8 protein-coding genes are annotated in these 26,124 nt (G+C 63.1%); 1 reads left to right on the forward strand and 7 read right to left on the reverse strand.

Annotated elements, in window-relative coordinates; genetic code table 11:
• Positions 1–2: 2 nt before the first annotated feature.
• The 7 genes from AC25MA_RS08935 to AC25MA_RS08965 all read right to left on the reverse strand — a co-directional run bounded on the left by AC25MA_RS08935 (position 3) and on the right by AC25MA_RS08965 (position 8,176).
• On the reverse strand, positions 3–866 hold the full coding sequence (locus tag AC25MA_RS08935; RefSeq protein ID WP_062362647.1) for an ABC transporter ATP-binding protein: 864 nt from the start codon (positions 864–866) through the stop codon (positions 3–5).
• A 6-nt stretch (positions 867–872) separates the two neighbouring features.
• Positions 873–1,859, reverse strand: a complete 987-nt coding sequence (locus tag AC25MA_RS08940; protein ID WP_486971964.1) for an ABC transporter substrate-binding protein — start codon at positions 1,857–1,859, stop codon at positions 873–875.
• An 18-nt stretch (positions 1,860–1,877) separates the two neighbouring features.
• Entirely contained in the window at positions 1,878–2,777 is a 900-nt protein-coding gene (locus tag AC25MA_RS08945; protein ID WP_213882788.1) for a TauD/TfdA dioxygenase family protein, read from the reverse strand.
• A gap of 211 nt (positions 2,778–2,988) precedes the next feature.
• The gene (locus AC25MA_RS08950; protein ID WP_028689255.1) at positions 2,989–4,365 is read right to left on the reverse strand and encodes an HlyD family type I secretion periplasmic adaptor subunit; all 1,377 of its coding nucleotides are present in this window, start codon (positions 4,363–4,365) and stop codon (positions 2,989–2,991) included.
• The gene (locus AC25MA_RS08955; RefSeq protein ID WP_028689256.1) at positions 4,355–6,511 is read right to left on the reverse strand and encodes a type I secretion system permease/ATPase; all 2,157 of its coding nucleotides are present in this window, start codon (positions 6,509–6,511) and stop codon (positions 4,355–4,357) included. The genes AC25MA_RS08950 and AC25MA_RS08955 overlap by 11 nt, the downstream gene beginning before the upstream one ends.
• 43 nt (positions 6,512–6,554) lie before the next feature.
• A complete protein-coding gene (locus AC25MA_RS08960; RefSeq protein ID WP_028689257.1) occupies positions 6,555–7,892 on the reverse strand; it encodes a TolC family outer membrane protein in 1,338 nt (445 codons plus the stop codon).
• A 2-nt stretch (positions 7,893–7,894) separates the two neighbouring features.
• The gene (locus AC25MA_RS08965) at positions 7,895–8,176 is read right to left on the reverse strand and encodes a hypothetical protein (protein ID WP_139121047.1); all 282 of its coding nucleotides are present in this window, start codon (positions 8,174–8,176) and stop codon (positions 7,895–7,897) included.
• 64 nt (positions 8,177–8,240) lie between these two features.
• Here AC25MA_RS08965 and AC25MA_RS08970 point away from each other — a divergent pair, with 64 nt between their 5' ends.
• Positions 8,241–26,090, forward strand: a complete 17,850-nt coding sequence (locus tag AC25MA_RS08970; RefSeq protein WP_486971965.1) for an immunoglobulin-like domain-containing protein — start codon at positions 8,241–8,243, stop codon at positions 26,088–26,090.
• The last annotated feature ends 34 nt before the right edge of the window (positions 26,091–26,124 follow it).

The raw sequence follows: 26,124 nt of genomic DNA on the forward strand, positions 1-26,124 counted from the left end.
CGTCAGTAGGCGATACGGATATCGTTGAAGCCCAGATCGTCCGCTGGCGTCGAGGCATCGGCCTCGTCGAACAACAGCCGGTGGATACGCCGGGCACTGGCCTGGAAATCGCTGGCGCCGAGGCTACCGAGGTCATACTGGTGGCTGTGCACCTCGGCCCGCACCCGCCCGGGATGCGGCGACAGCAGCAGGATGCGATTGCCCACCACCAGCGCCTCTTCGATGGAGTGGGTGACGAACAGCAGGGTGAAGCGCACCTCCTCCCACAGCAGCAGCAGCTCTTCCTGCATCTTGCGCCGGGTCAGGGCGTCGAGGGCGGCGAACGGCTCGTCCATCAGCAGGATCTTCGGCTGCGTGGCCAGTGCCCGGGCGATGGCCACGCGGGCCTTCATGCCACCGGACAGGGTGTGCGGGTAGGCGTCGGCGAAGGCGGCCAGGCCGACTTTCTCGAGGTAATGCAGCGCCCGCTCCTCGGCCTCGGCGCGCTTGAGCTGGCCGGACACCAGCAGCGGGAACATCACGTTCTGCTTCACCGTCTTCCACGGCGGCAACTGGTCGAACTCCTGGAACACCACGATGCGGTCCGGCCCCGGGCCGCGCACCGGCTGGCCCTGGAGCAGGATCTGCCCTTCCCGTGGCGCGATGAAGCCGGCCACAGCCTTGAGCAAGGTGGACTTGCCGCAGCCGGACGGGCCGAGCAAGACGAAACGGTCGGCGCGGTCGACCTCGAAACTGACCTGGTGGGTGGCCCGCACCACGCGCTGGGCGGTGCGGTATTCAAGGCTCAGGTTGTCCACCGCCAGCAGCGGTGGGGTGGCGACACGGCTCAGGTTGCTGGCCGTGTGGCCTGGCAATGGGGCGGTCATCGGCGCTCAGCTCCCCTGCAACGGGCGTTCATCCTGGAAGAAGTAGTCCTTCCACGATTCGGGCTTGTTCTTGATCGCGCCGACCCGGTAGAGGAACTCGGCCAACTTGTAGGTGTTCTTCGGCGTGACAGTGAATTCGTACTGCGGGTTGTCGATCAACTTGATCAGCGCCTCGCGGTCGATCTTGGCCTTGGTCACGCGGATGTAGGTGTCGGCGGCCTCGGCCAGGGCGTCGACGAAGGCCTTGTAGGTCTTGGGGTTGTCCTTGCGGAATTTCTCGGTGGCGAACAGCAGGGTCGGTGAGTTGGGGCCGAGCAGGTCGTAGCTGTCGAGCACCACGTGCACGTTCTTGTTGGCCAGCACCTGGTCCTGGAACGGAGGGTTGGAGAAGTGCCCGTTGAGCTCGGTGCCGCCGGCCAGCAAAGCCGCGGTGGCGTCCGGGTGCGGCACGGCCAGGGTGTACTTGTCGAGGCGGTTGTACTCCTTGTCGCCCCACTGCCGGGCGGCGGCATACTGCAGGAAGCGCGACTGCACCGAAACGCCCACCGCCGGGACGGCGATACGGTCCTTGTCGGAGATATCGGCGATGGTCTTCACATTGGGGTTGCTGCTGACCAGGTAGTACGGGAAGTTGCCCAGCGAGGCCACGGCCTTGACGTTCTGCCGGCCGCGGGTTCTATCCCACACGGTGAGCAGCGGCCCGACACCGGCGCCGGCGATGTCCACCGAACCGGACAGCAAGGCGTCGTTGATCGCCGCACCACCGGACAGCTGGGCCCAGTCGACCTTGATGTCGAGGCCCTGCTCCTTGCCGTGCTTCTCGATCAGTTGCTGGTCGCGCACCACATTGAGCAGCAGGTAGACGATGCCGAACTGTTCGGCGATGCGGATCTGCCCTTCGGCGTGGGCCACGGTCGGCGCCGCCAGGCTGCCCAGACCCAAGCTGGCGCCCAGGCCGATACTTGCCGCCAGGCGGCTGATGGATTTGCGCATGATGTGTTTCCTCAGTCGTCAGAACGGGGCATCGCCCTGGATGGTGGTGCGGTACAGCTTGCGGCGCAGGTGCGCGGGGCAACCGGTGGCCAGGTGGATCAGCGAGCGGTTGTCCCAGAACACCAGGTCGTGGGGCTGCCATTGGTGGCGATAGATGTTCTGCTCCAACACGCTCAAGGCGTACAGCTGTTGCAGCACGTCGCGGCTTTCGTCATCCGGCAGGCCGACGATGCGGGTGGTGAAGCCTTCGCTGACGAACAGCGCCTTGCGGCCGTTTTCCGGGTGGGTACGCACCACCGGATGGATAACCTCCTGGACCTGGGCCAGTTGCTCGGCGGTCAGCGTCGGGCGCCAGTTGCCTTCAAACTTGGTCTCGGCGTAACGGGCGGTATAGGAGTGGGCGGCGCTGCGGCCCTCGACGACCCGACGCAGGGCCTCGGGCAGCGCGTCCCAGGCCTTGTGCATGTCGGCGAACAAGGTGTCACCGCCTTCGCTGGGCAGCTCCTGGGCGTGCAGCATCGAGCCCAGGCTCGGCAGCTCCTTGTACGACAGGTCCGAATGCCAGAACTTGCCGGCATCGCCCAGGCCGACGTTGCGGCCGTCCTCGACGATATTGGAAACGATCAGGATCTCGGGATGGCCGGCGAGCAGGAACTGCTTGAGCACATGGATCTGCAGCTCGCCGAAACGGCGGCTGAAGGCGATCTGCTGTTCGGGGTTAATGCGCTGGTCGCGAAACACCAGGACGTGATGGTCCAGGTGGGCGCGGTGAATACGGGTGAAATCCTCGGCATTAACCGCACGGGCCAGGTCGAGGCCGATGATCTCGGCACCAACGGCGCCGGGGAACGGACGGATGTCGAAGGTTTGCGGCAGGGCGCTGTCGATGGTCGACAAGGCGTTCGAGGCGGCTGGCATTGTTCACTCCCACGCAGTGCGCGACTTCAGGGCGCGCAACGATCGGAAACGCACGGGGATTGCCCGTGTGGGTTCGAGTCGTGCGGCGCGCCGATTGGTCGGCGGGTACGCAGTGGGGTGACTATAAAGTCATAAGAACAGGATTTTAAATACCGTTACGACATATCCATATGAAGGAGCGGCCTTACCGAGGCCGCTCCCACAAGATTGATCAGCGCTCGCGAAGCGCCTCGCTGCGGGCCTTGATGATCGGCTTGAGCAGATAGCTCATGATGGTCTTCTTGCCGGTCATGATATCCACTGTCGCCACCATCCCCGGAATAATCAGCAGCGGCTTCTCGTCCGTGCCCAGGTGGCTCTTGTCGGTACGCAGCTTGATCAGGTAGTAGGTGGTCTTCTTGTCTTCGTCGGTGATGGTGTCGGCACCGATCTGCTCGAGCTTGGCCTTCATGCCGCCGTAGATGGTGTAGTCATAGGCGGTGAACTTGACCGTGGCTTCCTGGCCCGGGTGCAGGAAGGCGATGTCCTTGGGCAGGATCTTCGCCTCTACCACCAGGGTGTCGTCCAGCGGCACGATCTCGATGATGTCGCTGCCCGGCTGGATCACCCCGCCGATGGTGTTGACCAGCAGTTGCTTGACGATGCCGCGCACCGGCGAGGTGACCATGGTGCGGTGCACGCGGTCGTCCAGCGCCTTGCTGGTGGCGGTGGCCTTGTTCAGCTCGGTGCGGGCCTCGTTGAGCTGGGTCAGCGCCTCGCTGCGGAATTTGCCGCGGGTCTCCTCGATCTTGCTCTCGACTTCCTTGATCGCCGCCTCGGCACGGGGGATGGCCAGGGCGGTGGAGTCCATCTGGCCACGGTTCTCGACCTCGGCGCGACGCAGGCGCAGCACCTCGACCTGGGAGATCGCGCCCTGGGCCACCAGCGGCTCGGACATCGCGATTTCCTGGCGCAGCAACTGCAGGCTGTTGGCGTACTGGGCGCGCTTGGAGTTGAACTCGCGCAGCTCCTGCTGCTTCTGCACCAGTTGCTGCTGCAGGCCGCCAAGCTCGTCCTGCAGTTGCTGGCGACGGCTCTGGTACAGCGACTGTTCGTTGGCGGCCTGGCTTGGCGCGGCCTTGCGCAGCTCTTCGTCGATCTGCAGCGGCTTGTCCTCGACCTCGGCCGTCAGGCGCTGCACGCGCAAGGCCATGGCCAGGCGCGAAGCCTCGGTCTCGTCGACGTTGGAGGCGAAGCGGGTTTCGTCCAGGCGCAGCAGCGGCTGGCCGACCTCGACGATCTCCCCTTCCTTGGCGAAGATTTCGGCGACGATGCCGCCCTCGAGGTTCTGGATTTTCTGCACCTTGGACGACGGGATGGCCTTGCCCTCCCCGCGCGTCACCTCGTCGATGGGCGCGACACTGGCCCAGATGATCAGGAACAGGAAGAACGCGATCACGCCCCAGATGGTCAGGCGCACCACCCGTGGCGCGTCCTCGATCAACGCCTTGTTGACCTCGGGCAGCGGCTGGCCGGCCAGCGACTCGGAGCCCTTGAAGTAGCGGCGCAGGTTGTCCTTGAAACGCCCGATATCCAGCTTATGCAACACTGATCTGCCCCTTCTTCAGCGCATCCATGACGGCGGCTTTCGGGCCATCCGCGACAATCTGTCCACGATCGATGACGATCAACCGGTCCACCAGCGACAGCAATGACGCCCGGTGGGTGACCAGCAGCACGGTCTTGTTCTCGATCACCGCGGCCAGGCGCTGCTTGAGACGCTCCTCGCCGGTGTTGTCCATGGCGCTGGTGGGCTCGTCGAGCAGCAGGATCTGCGGGTTGAGTAGCAGCGCGCGGCCCAGGGCGACATTCTGCCGCTGACCGCCGGAGAGGTTCTGGCCACGCTCGCCGACCTGCAGCTCGTAGCCGTCGGGGTGCAGCCGGGCGAACTCATGCACGCCGGCCAGTTCCGCAGCCTGGAGAATCAGTTCGTCCTCGATGTAGCGGGCACCGCTCACCAGGTTGTCGCGCAGGGTGCCGGCCAGCAGCTGGATGTCCTGGGGCACGTAGCCGATGTTGTGGCGCAGTTCGCTGACGTCGATCTGGCGGATGTCCACGCCATCGACCAGCAGCGAGCCGTTGTCCGGTTCGTACAGGCCCACGATCAGCTTGGCCAGGGAACTCTTGCCCGACCCGCTGCGGCCGATGATGCCGATCTTCTCGCCCGGGCGAATGTTCAGGTTGATGCCCTTGAGCGCCTGGTTCTGCTGATTCGGGTAGGTGAACTCGACCCCACGGAACTCGATGGCGCCCTGCAGCACCTGGCGGCTCAGTGGGCGCTCTTCGAAGTTGCGCTCCTGGGGCAGTTCCATCATCTGGTCGGTGGCGACCATGGTCACCTTGGCTTGCTGGTAGCGGGCCAGCAGGCCGTTCAGCGAGCCCAGCGGGCCAAGGGCGCGACCGCTGAGCATGTAGCAGGCCACCAGGCCGCCCATGCTGAGGTTGCCGTCGATGATCAGGTACACGCCCACGCAGATCATCGCCACGCCGGCCAGTTGCTGGATCAGCGCGGTGATGTTCATGGCCAGGCCCGACAGTACCTTCACCCGCAGCTCCAGGCGGCTCAGGGTGCCGAGGGTCTGCTCCCACATGTACTGGCGCTCGCTCTCGGCGTTGTTGACCTTGACCGCATCCAGCCCGGCGAGGGTCTCGATCAGGCTCGACTGGCGCTCGGAGGCCAGGGCCATGGTGCGCTCCATGGTTGCCATCAACGGCTTCTGCAAGGCATAGCCGATGCCCAGCGCCAACGGGAAGGCCAGGATCGGAATCCACACCAGGTGCCCACCAATGATGGCGATGACCATGAGGATCAGGAAGGTGAACGGCAGGTCGATCAGACTGGTCAGGGTCAGCGAGGCGAGGAAGTCGCGCAGGCCCTGGAACTCGTGGATATTCTGGGCGAAGCTGCCGACCCGTGCCGGGCGGTACTTCATCGACATCCCGACGATGCGCTCGAACAGCGTCGCCGAGATGATCAGGTCGGTCTTCTTGCCGGCCAGGTCCAGGCACAGGCTGCGCAAGCCTTTGAGAATCAGGTCGAAGACATAGGCACCGGCAATGCCGATGGCCAGCACCCACAAGGTCGAGGTGGCCTGGTTGGGCACCACGCGGTCGTACACGTTCATCACGAACAACGGCGCGGCCAGGGCAATCAGGTTGATCACCAGACTGGCGGCGATGGCATCGATGTACAGCCACTTGCTACGCAGCAGGGTGTCGCGGAACCACGAGCGCGCGCGCGGGATCAGGTTGCCGTGGTTGACGTCGAACTTGTGCTGCGGCTGGGCGAAGAACACCTTGCCGCTGTAGTCGCCCTGCAGCGCCTCACGGGTGACATGCACCTCGCCGCCGTCGCTCTCGCTGAGCAGCAGGCGCGCGGTGTCTTCGTTCTCCCAGCCGAGCAGGACGGCGCAACGGCCTTCCTTGAGCAGCAGCATCGCCGGCATGGCGATGCTGGGGATCTGCTCGAGCTTGCGCTGCAGCAGGCGCCCCTGCAGCCCGGCCCGGGCGGCTGCACGGGGCAGCAGCTCGGGGGTCAGGCGCTGCGAGGGCAAGGGCAGCCCGGTGGTCAGCATGGCCCGGCTGGCGGGCTTCTGGTGCAGGACACACAGGGTCAGCAGGCTGTCCAGCAGCGGGTCGTCATGCTGACTGCGTGGATCGTGGCTGAGTTGGACTCGACTGACTTCGGATTCCACGCGGCGCTCTCTTCATCCTTGCGGGTTAGGTTCAAGGCGCCTTTCAGTTCATGCCTGGCAGGTTCACCTTGGGTTTCAGGTCGTTCTGCACAACGGACGCCATCGGTGCTACGACACCCTGGCTCTTGAGCAGCTGACCAATGGTCGCCTTGATTCGATACTGAGTAAACATTTGCGTGTTTTTCACCTCTACCAGACGGCGCTGGGCGGTGAAGGTTTCATTCTCGCTGTCGAGCAGGTCGAGCAGGGTTCGCTCGCCCAGGCCGAACTGCTGCTGGTAAGCGCTGCGCACACGGTTGCTGTGATCGACGTACTGCTGGGCGATCGGCACCTGGGCGTTGGCGTTCTCCAGAGCATTCCATGCCAAGCCTAACTCCTCATTGAGCTGGCGCAAGGCGTTGTTGCGAATGTCCAGTGCCTGGTTGGCCAGGTACGACTTCGATTCCAGGTCGGCCTTGTTGCTGCCACCGGCGTACAAATTGAAGTTCATGCGCAGCATGGCCTGCCATTCGTTGTTGTGGCCGACGGCGCCGTCGAGGTTGTTGTCGGCCGTTCGTCCGAGTTCAGCATCGAAACGTGGATAGAACGTAGACTTTGCCGCTTCGTATTGCTTCTCGGCGGCGGCGATGTCCGACTCGGCCGAGCGCAGGATCGGACTTTGCTCGACCAACTGGTGGCGGGCCTCGTCGAGGGTGGCCGGCAGCAGGTCGACAAATGGCGCGGGCGTGCTTAACTCGTCGGGCATTTGTCCGACGACGCTCAGGTAGTTGGTGTTGGCATCGGCCAGGTTGGTCTGCTCGGTGATCAGGTTGTTGCGGGCTTGGGCCAGGCGCGCCTCGGCCTGGTCGAGGTCGGCCAGGCGGCCGACGCCGCGGCTGGTGCGCAGCTTGATCTGGTCGAGGATGCGCTCGTGGTTGCGCAAATTGTCTTCGGCCAGGCGCACCATCTCGCGGCGCGACAGCACGTCCAGGTAGACCTGGGCGACGGTCAGCGCGGTGCGCTCGGAGGTCCCCAGCAGGGAGTAGGCGCGGGCGTTGACGGTGGCCTGTTGACGGCCGACCTCGCTGGAGGTGGCGAAGCCGTCGAAGACCATCTGCCGCAGGCGGATGGCCGACTCGCCACGGTTCAGGGTCTCCCAGCGGTTGCGGGTGCTTGGGCTGTCGGTGCCCTCGCGACCGTAACCGGCGGTCACGTCGACCCGCGGCAAATAGCCGCCCTGGGCAGCGCGCAGCTGATAGTCCGCAGCCGTGCGGGCGTTCACGCCAGCCTGGATTTCCGGATGGACCTCAAGGGCCTTCTGCATGGCTTCGGGCAAGGTTTGTGCTTGAACGAATGTGGCGGCGAGAGCGAAAGGAAGAGCGGTGAACAGTGACGCACGCATTTTTACTGGTTCCCGAGAGAGCTGTTGTCCCAAATCACAGCCGAAGCCGTGCCTGCCTTGGAAAATGGCAAACCCTGATCTTGTATGTAGGAAGCTTCCGAATAGGCAGTGCGATTAATACGAAAGAAAGGGCTTTGCTGGCCAAATATCAATGTGACATTACCTTGGCGATTGTTTAGGATGGCAGCCAGAAGGTCAATAGTTTGGCATAAACTTAATAGCCAGAAATTATAGACGTAAAATTGACGCAAATCAGCGTCAAAAACATATTTGAAACATTCCATCAGTCGCCGCCTCGAACGCCGGCCAGGCATGGAAGCCAACTGAACAGGTAGCCCGGAGAGTCCAATGAGCACTGTTGTCGCCATCGTCAAAAGCATTGTTGGCCAAGTCATCGCAGTTTCCCCAGAAGGCATCCGGCGCGTACTGATCGAAGGCGATCGCCTGCTGGCGGGCGAACAGGTAGACACCGGCGCGGGCGGCGCGGTCACCCTGGAACTGGCCGACGGCCGTGTGCTCGACCTGGGCCGCGACACCCAGTGGAGCGCCGATGCGCCCGACAGCAGCATCGACCTGAACCAGGCCACCGCCCAGGCAGCGCCCTCGGTCGAAGAGTTGCAACAGGCCATCGCCGCCGGTGCCGACCCGACCACCGAACTGGAAGCCACCGCAGCTGGTCCGGCCGCGGCAGGCGGCGGTTCGGTCGGCGGCGGACACAGCTTCGTCCTGCTCGAAGAGACCGCCGGGGTGGTCGACCCGACCATTGGCTTCCCCACCGGCCCTATCGGCTTCGCCACCGGCCTGGCGAACGAGGAACTGGGCGGACTGGACGGCAACGCTGCCGGCACCAACACGACCAACGTCCCGCTCACCACAGGGCTGACCCTGAGCGCCACCCCCACGATCACCGAGGCGGGTGGCGTCATCGTCTATACCGCCACCGTCGGCCAGCCACCGCTGACCAACCTGACCGTGACCCTGTCCAACGGCGCCGTCATCGTGATCCCGGCCGGCCAGACCACCGGCACCGTCAACGTCAACATCCCGGCCAACGACACGCCCTACATCGATGGCGGCCAGATTTCCGCGACCATTACCGGCACGACTGGCGGTAACGGCCTGATCGTCACGCCGAGCACCACCCCGGCGGTGACCCAGGTCACCGACACCATCGACACCACCACCGCCACGCTCACCGCCACCCCGAGCGTCACCGAAGGCGGCGTGATCACCTATACCGTGACCCTGACCAACCCGGCCCAGACCCCGGTCACCGTCACCCTGTCCAATGGCCAAACCGTCACCATCGAGGCTGGCAAGTCGTCCGGTAGCGTCGACTTCCAGACTCCGGCCAACGACGTGTACAACAATGGCAGCACCGTCAGTACCACGATCACGGGGGCAACGGGTGGCAACTTCGAGAAACTGGAGCCGAACCCGACGCCAGCTGAAACCAAGATCAACGACTCGATCGACACCACCACCGCCACGCTCACCGCGACCCCGAGCGTGACCGAAGGCGGCGTGATCACCTACACCGTGACCTTGAACAACCCGGCCCAGACCCCGGTCACCGTCACCCTGTCCAATGGCCAGACCATTACCGTCAAAGCCGGCGAAAGCACCGGCAGCGTTAATTTCCAGACTCCGGCCAACGATGTCTACAGCAATGGCAGCACCGTCAGCACCACGATCACGGGGGCAACGGGTGGCAACTTCGAGAAACTGGAGCCGAACCCGGCACCTGCTGAAACCAAGATCAACGACTCGATCGACACCACCACCGCCACCCTGACCGCGACCCCGAGCGTGACCGAAGGCGGCGTGATCACCTACACCGTGACCCTGACCAACCCGGCCCAGACCCCGGTCACCGTCACTCTCTCCAATGGCCAGACCGTCACCATCGAGGCCGGCAAGTCGTCCGGCAGTGTCGACTTCCAGACCCCGGCCAATGACGTCTACAACAACGGCAGCACCGTCAGCACCACGATCACGGGGGCAACGGGCGGCAACTTCGAGAAACTGGAGCCGAACCCGACGCCAGCTGAAACGAAGATCAACGACTCGATCGACACCACCACCGCCACCCTGACCGCCACCCCGAGCGTCACCGAAGGCGGTGTGATCACCTATACCGTGACCCTGACCAATCCGGCGCAGACTCCGGTCACCGTCACCCTGTCCAACGGCCAGACCATCACCGTCAAGGCCGGCGAAAGCACCGGCAGCGTTGACTTCCAGACCCCGGCCAACGATGTGTTCGTCAATGGCAGCACGGTCAGCACCAGCATCACCGGTGCTACCGGTGGCAATTTCGAGAAGCTGGAACCCGACACCACGCCGACCCAGACCGTGATCAGCGACAGCATCGACACGGTGACCGTCAGCATCGCCAGCAATGGCAACGTGACCGAGGCCGAGCAGCCGACCTTCACCGTGTCGGTCAGCCAGAAGCTCGACCATGACCTGACCGTGACCCTGTCCAATGGCGCCACCGTGGTCATCAGCGCCGGCCAGACCCAGGCCACCTACAGCCTGCCGGCTCAGGGCGACGACGTGTTCAAGGACGCCAGCTCGGTGACTCTTGGCGTGACTGATGCCAGCGTGGCGGGCAAGACCTTCGAGAACCTGGAACTGGGTGGCGATGCCACCGTGCAGATCACCGACACCGTCAGCGAAGTCGTTGCGACCCTCACTGCCGACAAGACCACTGTGTCCGAAGGTGGCCAGATCACTTACACCGTGACGCTGACCAATGCCCAGGGTCTGTCGGTCACCGGCCACAACGGCCTGACCTTCACCCTGACTGACGGCACCAAGGTCACCATTCCAGCCGGCAGCGCCAGCGGTACCTTCACCATCACTGCACCGGACGACGTGTTCGTCGGTGGCCAGCCGAGCATCGTCAACAAGATCGAATCGGTTGCCGGTGGCGACAACTTCGAGAAGCTGACCCTCGGCGACAACACCGTCACCACGACCGTGACCGATGAACCTGGTACTGGTACTCCTGGTACCGACAACCAGGGCGACAAGGTCACCGTCACCATCGTCGGCAAAGGCGATGTGACCGAAGACCAGCAGCCGGCCTTCACCGTCAAGGTCAGCCAGAAACTGGACCACGACCTGACCGTGACTCTGTCGAACGGCGACAAGGTCGTGATCCCTGCCGGTCAGACCGAGGCCGAGTACAAGGCGAAAGCCCAAGGTGATGACGTCTTCAAAGACGGCGATACCTTGACCGTTGGCATCACCGACGCTGCCGTCGATGGTAAGGCCTTCGAGAATCTGGAGCTGGGCGGCAACGCTTCGGTCCAAATCTCCGACACCGTCAGCGAAGTCGTCGCGACCCTCACCGCCGACAAGACCACCGTCACCGAAGGCGGCCAGATCACCTACACCGTGACCCTGAGCAACGCCCAGGGTCTGCCGGTCAATGGCCACAATGGCCTGACCTTCACCCTGACCGATGGCACCAAGGTCACCATCCCGGCTGGCAGCGCCAGCGGTACCTTCACCATCACTGCACCGGACGATGTGTTCGTCGGTGGCCAGCCTTCGATCGTCAACAAGATTGAATCGGTTGCCGGTGGCGACAACTTCGAGAAGCTGACCCTCGGCGACAACACGATCACCACGACCGTGACCGACGAGCCGGGCACTGGCACGCCAGGTACCGACAACCAGGGCGATAAGGTCACCGTCACCATCGTTGGCAAAGGTGACGTCACCGAAGACCAGCAACCAGCCTTCACCGTCAAGGTCAGCCAGAAACTCGACCACGACCTGACCGTGACCCTGTCCAACGGCGACAAAGTCGTTATTCCGGCCGGTCAGACCGAGGCCGAGTACAAGGCGAAAGCCCAAGGTGATGACGTCTTCAAAGACGGTGACACCCTGACCGTCGGTATCACCGATGCCGCCGTTGATGGCAAGTCCTTCGAGAACCTGGATCTGGGTGGCAACGCCTCGGTACAGATCACCGACACTGTCAGCGAAGTGGTCGCCACCCTGACCGCCGACAAGACCACCGTCACCGAAGGCGGCCAGATCACCTACACCGTGACCCTGACCAATGCCCAGGGTCTGCCGGTCAATGGCCATAACGGCCTGACCTTCACCCTGACCGATGGCACCAAGGTCACCATCCCCGCTGGCAGCGCCAGCGGCACCTTCACCATCACTGCACCGGACGACGTGTTCGTTGGTGGTCAACCGACCATTACCAACAAACTGGAAAGCGTGACAGGTGCCGACAACTTCGAAAAACTGACCCTGGGTCAGGACGAAGTGAAGACATCGGTCACTGACGAGCCGGGCACCGGCACTCCAGGCACCGACAACCAGGGCGACAAGGTCACCGTCACCATCGTCGGCAAAGGCGATGTCACCGAAGACCAGCAGCCGGCCTTCACCGTCAAGGTCAGCCAGAAGCTCGACCACGACCTGACCGTCACCCTGTCGAACGGCGACAAAGTTGTCATTCCAGCCGGTCAGACCGAAGCCGAGTACAAGGCCAAGGCCCAAGGTGATGACGTCTTCAAAGACGGCGATACCTTGACCGTCGGCATCACCGATGCCGCCGTCGATGGTAAGGCCTTCGAGAATCTGGAGCTGGGTGGCAATGCCTCCGTCCAGATCACCGACACCGTCAGCGAGGTGGTTGCGACCCTCACCGCCGACAAGACCACCGTCACCGAAGGCGGCCAGATCACCTACACCGTGACGCTGAGCAACGCCCAGGGTCTGCCGGTCAATGGCCACAACGGCCTGACCTTCACCCTGACCGATGGCACCAAGGTCACCATCCCCGCTGGCAGCGCCAGCGGCACCTTCACCATCACTGCACCGGACGACGTGTTCGTTGGTGGTCAACCGACCATTACCAACAAACTGGAAAGCGTGACAGGTGCCGACAACTTCGAAAAACTGACCTTGGGTCAGGACGAAGTGAAGACATCGGTCACTGACGAACCGGGCACCGGCACTCCAGGCACCGACAACCAAGGCGACAAGGTCACCGTCACCATCGTTGGCAAAGGCGATGTCACCGAAGACCAGCAGCCGGCCTTCACCGTCAAGGTCAGCCAGAAGCTCGACCACGACCTGACCGTCACCCTGTCGAACGGCGACAAAGTTGTCATTCCAGCCGGTCAGACCGAAGCCGAGTACAAGGCCAAGGCCCAAGGTGATGACGTCTTCAAAGACGGCGATACCTTGACCGTCGGCATCACCGACGCTGCCGTCGATGGTAAGGCCTTCGAGAATCTGGAGCTGGGCGGCAACGCTTCGGTCCAAATCACCGACACCGTCAGCGAAGTCGTCGCGACCCTCACCGCCGACAAGACCACCGTCACCGAAGGCGGCCAGATCACCTACACCGTGACCCTGACCAACGCCCAGGGTCTGCCGGTCAATGGCCACAATGGCCTGACCTTCACCCTGACCGATGGCACCAAGGTCACCATCCCGGCTGGCAGTGCCAGCGGTACCTTCACCATCACTGCACCGGACGATGTATTCGTCGGTGGCCAGCCGAGCATCGTCAACAAGATCGAGTCGGTTGCCGGTGGCGACAACTTCGAGAAGCTGACCCTCGGCGACAACACCGTCACCACGACCGTGACCGACGAGCCTGGCACCGGCACTCCAGGTACCGACAACCAGGGCGACAAAGTCACCGTTACTATCATCGGCAAAGGCGATGTCACCGAAGACCAGCAGCCGGCCTTCACCGTCAAGGTCAGCCAGAAGCTCGACCACGACCTGACCGTCACCCTGTCGAACGGCGACAAAGTCGTTATTCCAGCCGGTCAGACCGAAGCCGAGTACAAGGCGAAAGCCCAAGGTGATGACGTCTTCAAAGACGGTGACACCCTGACCGTCGGTATCACCGATGCTGCCGTCGACGGCAAGGCCTTCGAGAACCTGGAGCTGGGCGGTAACGCTTCGGTGCAGATCACCGACACCGTCAGCGAGGTGGTTGCGACCCTCACCGCCGACAAGACCACCGTCACCGAAGGTGGCCAGATTACCTATACCGTGACCCTGACCAACGCCCAAGGTCTGCCGGTCAACGGCCATAACGGCCTGACCTTCACCCTGACCGATGGCACCAAGGTCACCATTCCGGCCGGTAGCGCCAGCGGTACCTTCACCATCACTGCACCGGACGACGTGTTCGTTGGTGGTCAACCGACCATTACCAACAAACTGGAAAGCGTGACAGGTGCCGACAACTTCGAAAAACTGACCCTGGGTCAGGACGAAGTGAAGACATCGGTCACTGACGAGCCGGGCACTGGCACTCCAGGCACCGACAACCAGGGCGACAAGGTCACCGTCACCATCGTCGGCAAAGGCGATGTGACCGAAGACCAGCAGCCGGCCTTCACCGTCAAGGTCAGCCAGAAGCTCGACCACGACCTGACCGTCACCCTGTCGAACGGCGACAAAGTCGTTATTCCAGCCGGTCAGACCGAAGCCGAGTACAAGGCGAAAGCCCAAGGTGATGACGTCTTCAAAGACGGTGACACCCTGACCGTGGGCATCACCGATGCCACCGTTGACGGTAAGGCCTTCGAAAATCTGGAACTGGGTGGCAATGCCTCCGTCCAGATCACCGATACCGTCAGCGAGGTGGTTGCGACTCTCACCGCCGACAAGACCACTGTGTCTGAAGGTGGCCAGATCACCTACACCGTAACCTTGACCAATGCCCAGGGTCTGTCGGTCACCGGCCACAACGGCCTGACCTTCACTCTGACCGATGGCACCAAGGTCACCATTCCAGCCGGAAGCGCCAGCGGCACCTTCACCATCACCGCTCCGGACGACGTGTTCGTCGGCGGCCAGCCTTCGATCGTCAACAAGATCGAAGGCGTCAGCGGCGCGGACAACTTCGAGAAGCTCACGCTGGGTGACAACAGCGTCACCACGACCGTGACCGATGAGCCTGGTACCGGCACTCCAGGCACCGACAACCAGGGCGACAAGGTCGCCGTCACCATCGTTGGCAAAGGTGACGTCACCGAAGACCAGCAGCCGGCCTTCACCGTCAAGGTCAGCCAGAAGCTCGACCACGACCTGACCGTCACCCTGTCGAACGGCGACAAAGTCGTTATTCCGGCCGGTCAGACCGAAGCCGAATACAAAGCCAAGGCTCAGGGCGACGACGTCTTCAAGGATGGCGATACCCTGACCGTCGGCATCACCGACGCTGCCGTTGACGGCAAGGCCTTCGAGAATCTGGAACTTGGAGGCAACGCCTCGGTTCAGATCACCGACACCATCAGTGAAGTGGTTGCGACCCTCACCGCCGACAAGACCACCGTCACCGAAGGCGGCCAGATCACCTACACCGTGACCCTGACCAACGCCCAGGGTCTGCCGGTCAATGGCCACAATGGCCTGACCTTCACCCTGACCGACGGCACCAAGGTCACCGTTCCAGCCGGCAGCGCCAGCGGTACCTTCACCATCACCGCCCCGAGCGACGTATTCGTCGGCGGCCAGCCCTCGATCGTGAACAAGCTTGAAGGTGTCAGCGGCGCGGACAACTTCGAGAAACTGACGCTCGGCAAGGAAACACTCACCACCACCGTCACTGATGATCCGGATACCGGCAACAAGGTGTCCGTCACCATCGTCAGCAACGGCGATGTCACCGAAGACCTGCAGCCGTCCTTTACCGTCAAGGTCAACCAGAAGCTGGACCACGACCTGACCGTCACCTTGAGCAACGGCGCCAAAGTGGTGATTCCGGCTGGCCAGACCCAGGTCGAGTACAAGGCGGATGCCCAGGGCGATGACGTGTTCAAGGATGGCAGCTCGCTGACCGTCGGCATCACTGATGCAGTCGTTGATGGCAAGACCTTCGAGAATCTGGAACTGGGCGGCAACGCCACCGTGCAGATCACCGACACCGTCAGTGAGGTCGTCGCGACCCTGACCGCCGACAAGACCACCGTCACCGAAGGCGGCCAGATCACTTACACCGTGACCCTGACCAACGCCCAGGGTCTGCCGGTCAATGGCCACAATGGCCTGACCTTCACCCTGACTGACGGCACCAAGGTCACCATTCCGGCCGGCAGTGCCAGCGGCACCTTCACCATCACCGCCCCTGACGACGTGTTCGTCGGCGGCCAGCCTTCGATCGTCAACAAGATCGAATCGGTTGCCGGTGGCGACAACTTCGAGAAATTGACTCTGGGTGACAACACCGTCACCACGACCGTGACCGACGAGCCGGGCACTGGCACTCCAGGCACCGACAACCAGGGCGACAAGGTCACCGTCACCATCGTCGGCAAAGGCGATGTCACCGAAGACCAGCAGCCGGCCTTCACCGTCAAGGTCAGCCAGAAGCTCGACCACGACCTGACCGTCACCCTGTCGAACGGCGACAAAGTTGTCATTCCAGCCGGTCAGACCGAAGCCGAGTACAAGGCCAAGGCCCAAGGCGATGACGTCTTCAAAGACGGCGATACCTTGACCGTCGGCATCACCGACGCTGCCGTCGATGGTAAGGCCTTCGAGAATCTGGAGCTGGGCGGCAACGCTTCGGTCCAAATCACCGACACCGTCAGCGAAGTCGTCGCGACCCTCACCGCCGACAAGACCACCGTCACCGAAGGCGGCCAGATCACCTACACCGTGACCCTGACCAACGCCCAGGGTCTGCCGGTCAATGGTCACAATGGCCTGACCTTCACCCTGACCGATGGCACCAAGGTGACCATCCCGGCTGGCAGTGCCAGCGGCACCTTCACCATCACTGCACCGGACGATGTATTCGTCGGTGGCCAGCCGAGCATCGTCAACAAGATCGAGTCGGTTGCCGGTGGCGACAACTTCGAGAAGCTGACCCTCGGCGACAACACCGTCACCACGACCGTGACCGACGAGCCTGGCACCGGCACGCCAGGTACCGACAATCAGGGCGACAAGGTCACCGTCACTATCGTCGGCAAAGGCGATGTCACCGAAGACCAGCAGCCGGCCTTCACCGTCAAGGTCAGCCAGAAGCTCGACCATGACCTGACCGTGACCCTGTCGAACGGCGACAAAGTCGTCATTCCAGCCGGCCAGACCGAAGCCGAGTACAAGGCCAAGGCCCAAGGCGATGACGTCTTCAAGGACGGCGACACCCTGACCGTCGGCATCACCGATGCCGCTGTCGATGGCAAAGCCTTCGAGAACCTCGAGCTGGGCGGCAACGCCTCGGTACAGATCACCGACACTGTCAGCGAAGTGGTCGCCACCCTGACCGCCGACAAGACCACCGTCACCGAAGGCGGCCAGATCACCTACACCGTGACCCTGACCAACGCCCAGGGTCTGCCGGTCAATGGCCATAACGGCCTGACCTTCACCCTGACCGATGGCACCAAGGTGACCATCCCGGCTGGCAGTGCCAGCGGTACCTTCACCATCACTGCACCGGACGACGTGTTCGTCGGCGGCCAGCCTTCGATCGTCAACAAGATCGAGTCGGTTGCCGGTGGCGACAACTTCGAGAAGCTGACCCTCGGCGACAACACCGTCACCACGACCGTGACCGATGAACCTGGCACTGGTACTCCTGGTACCGACAACCAGGGCGACAAGGTCACCGTTACTATCGTCGGCAAAGGCGATGTCACTGAAGACCAGCAGCCGGCCTTCACCGTCAAGGTCAGCCAGAAGCTCGACCATGACCTGACCGTCACCCTGTCGAACGGCGACAAAGTCGTTATTCCAGCCGGTCAGACCGAAGCCGAGTACAAGGCGAAAGCCCAAGGTGATGACGTCTTCAAAGACGGTGACACCCTGACCGTCGGCATCACCGATGCCGCCGTTGATGGCAAGTCCTTCGAAAACCTGGAGCTGGGTGGCAACGCCTCGGTGCAGATCACCGACACTATCAGTGAAGTGGTTGCAACCCTCACCGCCGACAAGACTACCGTCACCGAAGGTGGCCAGATCACCTACACCGTGACCCTGACCAATGCCCAAGGTCTGCCGGTCAACGGCCACAATGGCCTGATCTTCACCCTGACTGATGGCACCAAGGTCACCATTCCGGCCGGTAGCGCGAGCGGTACCTTCACCATCACTGCACCGGACGACGTGTTCGTTGGTGGTCAACCGACCATTACCAACAAACTGGAAAGCGTGACAGGTGCCGACAACTTCGAAAAACTGACCCTGGGTCAGGACGAAGTGAAGACCTCCGTCACTGACGAGCCGGGCACTGGCACTCCAGGCACCGACAACCAGGGCGACAAGGTCACCGTCACCATCGTCGGCAAAGGCGATGTGACCGAAGACCAACAGCCGGCCTTCACCGTCAAGGTCAGCCAGAAACTGGACCACGACCTGACCGTGACTCTGTCGAACGGCGACAAGGTCGTGATCCCTGCCGGTCAGACCGAGGCCGAGTACAAGGCGAAAGCCCAAGGTGATGACGTCTTCAAAGACGGCGATACCTTGACCGTTGGCATCACCGACGCTGCCGTCGATGGTAAGGCCTTCGAGAATCTGGAGCTGGGCGGCAACGCTTCGGTCCAAATCTCCGACACCGTCAGCGAAGTCGTCGCGACCCTCACCGCCGACAAGACCACCGTCACCGAAGGCGGCCAGATCACCTACACCGTGACCCTGACCAACGCTCAGGGTCTGCCGGTCAATGGCCACAACGGCCTGACCTTCACCCTGACCGATGGCACCAAGGTCACCATCCCCGCTGGCAGCGCCAGCGGCACCTTCACCATCACTGCACCGGACGACGTGTTCGTCGGTGGCCAGCCGAGCATCGTCAACAAGATCGAATCGGTTGCCGGTGGCGATAACTTCGAGAAGCTGACCCTCGGTGACAACACCGTCACCACGAGCGTGACCGATGAGCCGGGTACCGGCACCCCAGGCACTGACAACCAGGGCGACAAGGTCTCCGTTACCATCGTCGGCAACGGCAACGTCACCGAAGACCAGCAGCCAGCCTTCACCGTCAAGGTCAGCCAGAAACTTGGCCAGGACCTGACCGTCACCCTGAGCAATGGCGACAAAGTCGTCATTCCAGCCGGTCAGACCCAGGTCGAGTACAAAGCCGCAGCCCAGGGCGACGACGTGTTCAAGGATGGCAGCTCGCTGACCGTCGGCATCACCGATGCCACAGTCACCGGCAAGACCTTCGAGAACCTCGAGCTGGGTGGCAACGCCACCGTGCAGATCACCGACACCATCAGTGAAGTGGTCGCCACCCTGTCCGCCGACAAGACCACCGTGTCCGAAGGCGGCCAGATCACCTACACCGTGACCCTGACCAATGCCCAGGGCCTGTCGGTCACCGGCCACAACGGCCTGACCTTTACCCTCAGCGACGGCACCAAGGTCACCATCCCGGCCGGCAGCGCCAGCGGTACCGCCATCATCACGGCGCCTGACGACGTCTTCGTTGGCGGCCAAGCCACCATCAGCAACAAGATCACCGGCGTCACCGGTGCCGACAACTTCGAGAAACTGACCCTGGGTCAGAACGAAGTGCAGACCTCCGTGACCGACGAGCCGGGCACCGGAACTCCAGGCACCGACAACCAGGGCGACAAGGTCTCCGTCACCATCGTCGGCAACGGCAACGTCACCGAAGACCAGCAGCCGTCGTTCACCGTCAAGGTCAGCCAGAAGCTTGGCTACGACCTGACCGTCACCCTGTCCAACGGCGACAAGGTGGTGATCCCGGCAGGTCAGACCCAGACCGAGTACAAGGCCGCCGCACAGGGCGACGACGTGTTCAAGGACGGCAGCTCGCTGACCGTCGGTATCACCGATGCCACGGTTCCGGGCCATACCTTCGAGAACCTCGAGCTGGGTGGCAACGCCACCGTGCAAATCACCGACACCATCAGTGAAGTCGTGGCCACCTTGTCCGCCGACAAGACCACCGTTTCCGAAGGCGGCCAGATCACCTACACCGTGACCCTGACCAACGCCCAGGGCCTGTCGGTCACCGGCCACAATGGCCTGACCTTCACCCTGACCGACGGCACCAAGGTCACCATCCCGGCGGGCAGCGCCAGCGGCACCTTCACCATCACCGCCGCGGACGATGTATTCGTCGGCGGTCAGCCGACCATCAGCAACAAGATCACTGGTGTCACCGGTGCCGACAACTTCGAGAAACTGACCCTGGGTCAGAACGAAGTGAAGACTACCGTCACCGACGAACCAGGTTCGGGCACCCCAGGCACCGACAACCAGGGCGACAAGGTCTCGGTCACCATCGTCGGCAACGGCAACGTCAACGAAGCCCAGCAGCCGTCGTTCACCGTCAAGGTCAGCCAGAAGCTCGACCAGGACCTGACCGTCACCCTGAGCAATGGCGCCAAGGTGATCATCCCGGCCGGCCAGACCCAGGTCGAGTACAAGGCCAACGCCCAAGGTGATGATGTGTTCAAGGACGGCAGCTCGCTGACCGTCGGCATCACCGATGCCACGGTCACCGGCAAGACCTTCGAGAATCTGGAACTGGGCGGCAACGCCACCGTGCAGATCACCGACACCATCAGTGAAGTCGTGGCCACCTTGTCCGCCGACAAGACCACCGTTTCCGAAGGCGGCCAGATCACCTACACCGTGACCCTGACCAACGCCCAGGGCCTGTCGGTCACCGGTCATAACGGCCTGACCTTCACCCTGTCCGACGGCACCAAGGTCACCATCCCGGCCGGCAGCGCCACTGGCACCGCCACCATCACCGCACCGGACGACGTGTTCGTCGGCGGCCAGGCCACCATCAGCAACAAGATCACCGGCGTCACCGGTGCCGACAACTTCGAGAAACTGACCCTGGGTCAGAACGAAGTGAAGACCTCGGTCACCGACGAACCGGGCTCGGGCACTCCAGGCACCGACAACCAGGGCGACAAGGTCTCGGTCACCATCGTCGGCAACGGCGATGTCAACGAAGCCCAGCAGCCGTCGTTCACCGTCAAGGTCAGCCAGAAGCTCGACCAGGACCTCACCGTGACCCTGAGCAATGGCGCCAAGGTAGTTATCCCTGCCGGCCAGACCCAGGTCGAGTACAAGGCGCCGGTCCAGGGCGACGACGTGTTCAAGGACGGCGGCCCGCTCACCGTCGGCATCACCGATGCCAGCGTGGTCGGCAAGACCTTCGAGAACCTCGAGCTCGGCGGTTCGGCCACCGTGCAGATCAGCGACACCATCAGCGAAGTGGTCGCGACCCTGTCCGCCGACAAGACCACGGTTGCCGAGGGTGGCCAGTTCACCTACACCGTCACCCTGACCAACGCCCAAGGTCTGCCGGTCAACGGCCATAACGGCCTGACCTTCACCCTGACCGACGGCACCAAGGTCATCATCCCGGCCGGCAGCGCCACTGGTACGGTCACCATCACCGCCAAGGACGACGTGTTCGTCGGCGGCCAGCCGAGCATCGTCAACAAGATCGAGTCCGTCACCGGTGGCGGCAACTTCGAGAAGCTGACCCTCGGCAGCAATACCCTGACCACCACGGTGACCGACGAACCGGGCTCGGGCACTCCAGGCACCGGCAACCAGGGCGACAAGGTCTCCGTTACCATCGTCGGCAACGGCGATGTCAACGAAGCCCAGCAGCCGTCGTTCACCGTCAAGGTCAGCCAGAAGCTCGACCAGGACCTGACCGTCACCCTGAGCAATGGCGCCAAGGTAGTCATTCCGGCCGGCCAGACCCAGGTCGAGTACAAGGCCGCCGCCCAAGGCGACGACGTGTTCAAGGACGGCAGCTCGCTGACCGTCGGCATCACCGATGCCACAGTCACCGGCAAGACCTTCGAGAACCTCGAGCTGGGTGGCAATGCCACCGTGCAGATCACCGACACCATCAGTGAAGTCGTGGCCACCTTGTCCGCCGACAAGACCACCGTTTCCGAAGGCGGCCAGATCACCTACACCGTGACCCTGACCAACGCCCAGGGCCTGTCGGTCACCGGCCACAATGGCCTGACCTTTACCCTCAGCGACGGCACCAAGGTCACCATCCCGGCCGGCAGCGCCAGCGGCACCTTCACCATCACCGCCGCGGACGATGTATTCGTCGGCGGTCAGCCGACCATCAGCAACAAGATCACCGGCGTCACCGGCGCGGACAACTTCGAAAAACTGACCCTGGGTCAGAACGAAGTGAAGACTACCGTCACCGACGAGCCAGGTTCGGGCACCCCGGGCACCGGCAACCAGGGCGATAAGGTCTCGGTCACCATCGTCGGCAACGGCAACGTCACCGAAGACCAGCAGCCGTCGTTCACCGTCAAGGTCAGCCAGAAGCTGACGCAGGACCTGACCGTGACCCTGAGCAACGGTGCCAAGGTGATCATCCCGGCCGGCCAGACACAGGTCGAGTACAAGGCCGCCGCCCAGGGCGACGACGTGTTCAAGGATGGCAGCTCGCTGACCGTCGGCATCACCGATGCCACGGTCACCGGCAAGACCTTCGAGAATCTGGAACTGGGCGGCAACGCCACCGTGCAGATCAGCGACACCATCAGTGAAGTGGTCGCCACCCTGTCCGCCGACAAGACCACCGTCACCGAAGGCGGCCAGGTCACCTACACCGTGACCCTGACCAACGCCCAGGGCCTGTCGGTCAACGGCCACAATGGCCTGACCTTCACCCTGACCGACGGCACCAAGGTCACCATCCCGGCCGGCAGCGCCAGCGGCACCTTCACCATCACTGCCAAGGACGACCCGTACGTCGGTGGCCAGCCGAACATCGTCAACAAGATCGAATCGGTCACCGGCGGCGACAACTTCGAGAAGCTGACCCTGGGCAGCAACACCGTCACCACCAGCGTCACCGACGAGCCGAGCGGCCAGGGCGACCTGACCACCGTCGGCATCAGCGGCGACACCTCGGTGACCGAAGGTGACACCGCCCACTACAACCTGACCCTGAGCAACCCGTCGAAGTCCGAGGTGACCATCACCTTGACCTACAGCGGCACCGCCACCGACGGCCAGGACTTCACCGGCGTGGTCACCGTGAAGATCCCGGCGGGCAGCAGCGGCACCACCTTCGACATCAAGACCATCGACGACAAGCTGGTCGAGGGCTCGGAGAACTTCACGGTCAAGATCAGCGGCGCCGCGGGCGGCGGCTTCGAGAACCTGCAGGTCGACGCCGGCAAGTCCAGCGTCACCACCACCATCATCGACAACGACCACGCGCCGGTGTCGACCGGTGGCGCCGTGACCGGCAGCGAAGACACCGACTACGTGTTCAAGTGGGGCGACTTCAACGTCAGTGACGCCGATGGCAACACCGGCCTGTCGGTGACCATCAGCAAGCTGCCGGACCTGGGCAGCCTGAAGTTCTTCAACGGCACCTCGTGGGTCGATGTGTCGCTGAACCAGAACATCAGCCAGGCCGACATCGCCGCCGGCAAGCTCAAGTTCGTGCCACTGGCCAACCAGTCGGGCGTCGACGGCTATGGTGGCAGCGGCGTGGGCAACAAGCAGGCCGACTACGCGCAGATCAAGTACAAGCCCAACGACGGCACCAACGCCGGCGGCGAAGTGACCATGAAGGTCGATATCGCGCCAGTGGCCGACAAGCCTGACCTGAACATCGGCAACAACAACGTCAACTCCATCGGCCTGCTCAAGGAAACCTGGAACAGCCTCACCGGCCTGGGTAACAACGGCAACGGCATCACCGGCGATGCGCTGAAGAACGTCTTCGCCAACTCCGGCAATGCCAGCAAGAGCGAGACCGTCACCGGCGTCGACACGGTCGCCACCGTGACGCCTGGCACGGGCTCGAAGACCTCCGGCCTGATCTACCTGGAAGCCGGCAAGACCTATGCGTTCAGCGGCACCGCCGACGACAGCCTGCAGATCGTCGTGGGTGGCAAGAACGTCGCCAGCGGCACCTGGGGCTCAGGCAGCGGCGCCATCTCCGGCAGCTTCACCCCGACCACCAGCGGCTACTACACCCTGGAGATCTACAACGCCAACCAGGCCGGCCCCGGCAGCCTGGACGTCAACATCAAGGTGGGCAACGGCGCGGTCACCGACCTCAACAGCTCGAACATCCCGATGTACCCGAGCGTCAAGGACCTGACCAACGCCGGCGTGACCGTCGGCGACCTGCACGGTAGCAACAACCAGGGCTACTACGACGGCTACAAGCTCAACGAAGGCAGTGAGAACGGCGCCCCGGTCAAGCTGGTGGGCATCAGCACCAACCTGACCGACACCGACGGCTCCGAATCCCTGAGCATCAAGCTCAGCGGCATCCCGGCAGGCTCTGTGCTGGCCGACAACGCCGGCCACACCATCACCGTCGGCAAGGACGCGGTGGACGTCACCGGCTGGAACCTGGGTGGCCTGACCATCAAGCCACCGGCCTACTACGCCGGCCAGTTCGACGTGAAGGTCAGCTCGACCTCCACCGAGAGCGTCGGCGGCAGCACCGCGACCAGCGAAGGCACCATCAAGGTCACGGTCTACCCGCAGTCCTACACCACCAGCAACCTGTCCTCGGACAGCGACAACATCACCGGTACCGACGGCAACGATGTGGTGGTGGCCGACGTCACCGGCCTGCACGTGGTGCCAGGCCAGGACTACAACCTCGCCTTCATCGTCGACACCTCGGGCAGCATGGGCTCGTCCGGCGTGGATGCGGCGAAGAAGTCCCTGGAATCGGTGTTCAAGACCCTGGCCGCCAGCGTCAAGGGCGACCAGTCGGGTACCGTGAACATCCTCCTGGTGGACTTCGCCACCCAGGTCAAGAGCAACGTTGCGGTGACCCTGAACGATGCAGGCCTGCAAACCTTGCTCAATGCCCTGAACACGCTCAATGCCAACGGCGGCACCAACTACGAGGATGCCTTCAAGACCACCGCCAACTGGTTCCAGTCTCTCAAGGCCGCAGGGAATACCGGCAGCAACCAGACCTTCTTCATTACCGATGGCCAGCCGACCTACTACCAGGCCAACGAGCAAGGCAACCCAAACCTGGGCACTAGCGGTAACAGCTTCGACAGCTACCTGGCCTCCATCAATTACAAGGCTGGCATGACGGTCAGCAAGTACCTGGACAACACGAACTACATCACCATCGGGAGCGACGGAGCGCTGACCGTACAGACCTATGGCCGGGGAGGCTGGAGTACAACGCTATCGGGTGACATTCGCGCCGACGGTATTGGTGGCTATGAACTGTCGACACGCGGAGGAAGTGGATCCAGCACAAGCACCACCACCACGAACAACTCGCAGGACAGCTTCAAGCTGCTCTCGGGCCTGTCCGAGGTCGAGGCCATCGGCCTCAACAACGGCGTCAACACCAACGACCTGAAACCGTACGACACCGACGGCAAGCCGCAGACCAACATCGACCCGAGCAAGCTGGCCGAGGCGATCCTCGGCCATACCGAAGTCACCCAGCCGGGCAACGACACGGTCAATGGCGGCGACGGCAATGACATCATCTTTGGCGACCTGATGGTCTTCGACGGTGTTGCCGGCACCGGTGTCGAGGCGATCCGCGGCTATGTCGCCGACAAGCTGGGCGTCGACTCGGGCAGCGTGGACGCGCGGGCGATGCACAAGTACATCACCGAGAACTACGCCGAGTTCGATGTCTCGCGTAGCAACGACGGCGCCGATACCCTGCTGGGCGGCAACGGCAACGACATCATCTTCGGCCAGGGTGGCAACGACTACATCGACGGCGGCAAGGGCAACGACATTCTGCTCGGTGGCACCGGCAACGACACCCTGCTCGGCGGCGAAGGCAACGACATCCTGTTTGGCGGTGCCGGCAATGACATCCTCATCGGCGGCAAGGGCGACGACATCATGACCGGCGGCAGCGGTGCCGACACCTTCGTGTGGAAGGCCGGCGACCTGGGCAAGGACGTGATCAAGGACTTCAAGGCCAGCGAAGGCGACCGCCTCGACCTGAGCGACCTGCTCCAGGGCGAGAAGGCCAGCACCATCGACAACTTCCTGAAGATCACCACGGTCAATGGCGAGTCGACCCTGCAGGTCAGCACCGAAGGCAAGCTCAACGCCGCCGGCGGCCTGGCCAACGCCGACGTGACCATCAAGCTCGAGGGCGTGAACTGGTCCAACACCACGATCAACTCGTTGATCAGCGGCGCCGACCCGACCATCAAGATCGACAACTCCAACAGCTGATCCCCCTCCCCGACCACGGCCCGCAAGGGCCGGC

The sequence above is a fragment of the Pseudomonas sp. P65(2024) genome (genome assembly GCF_057480955.1).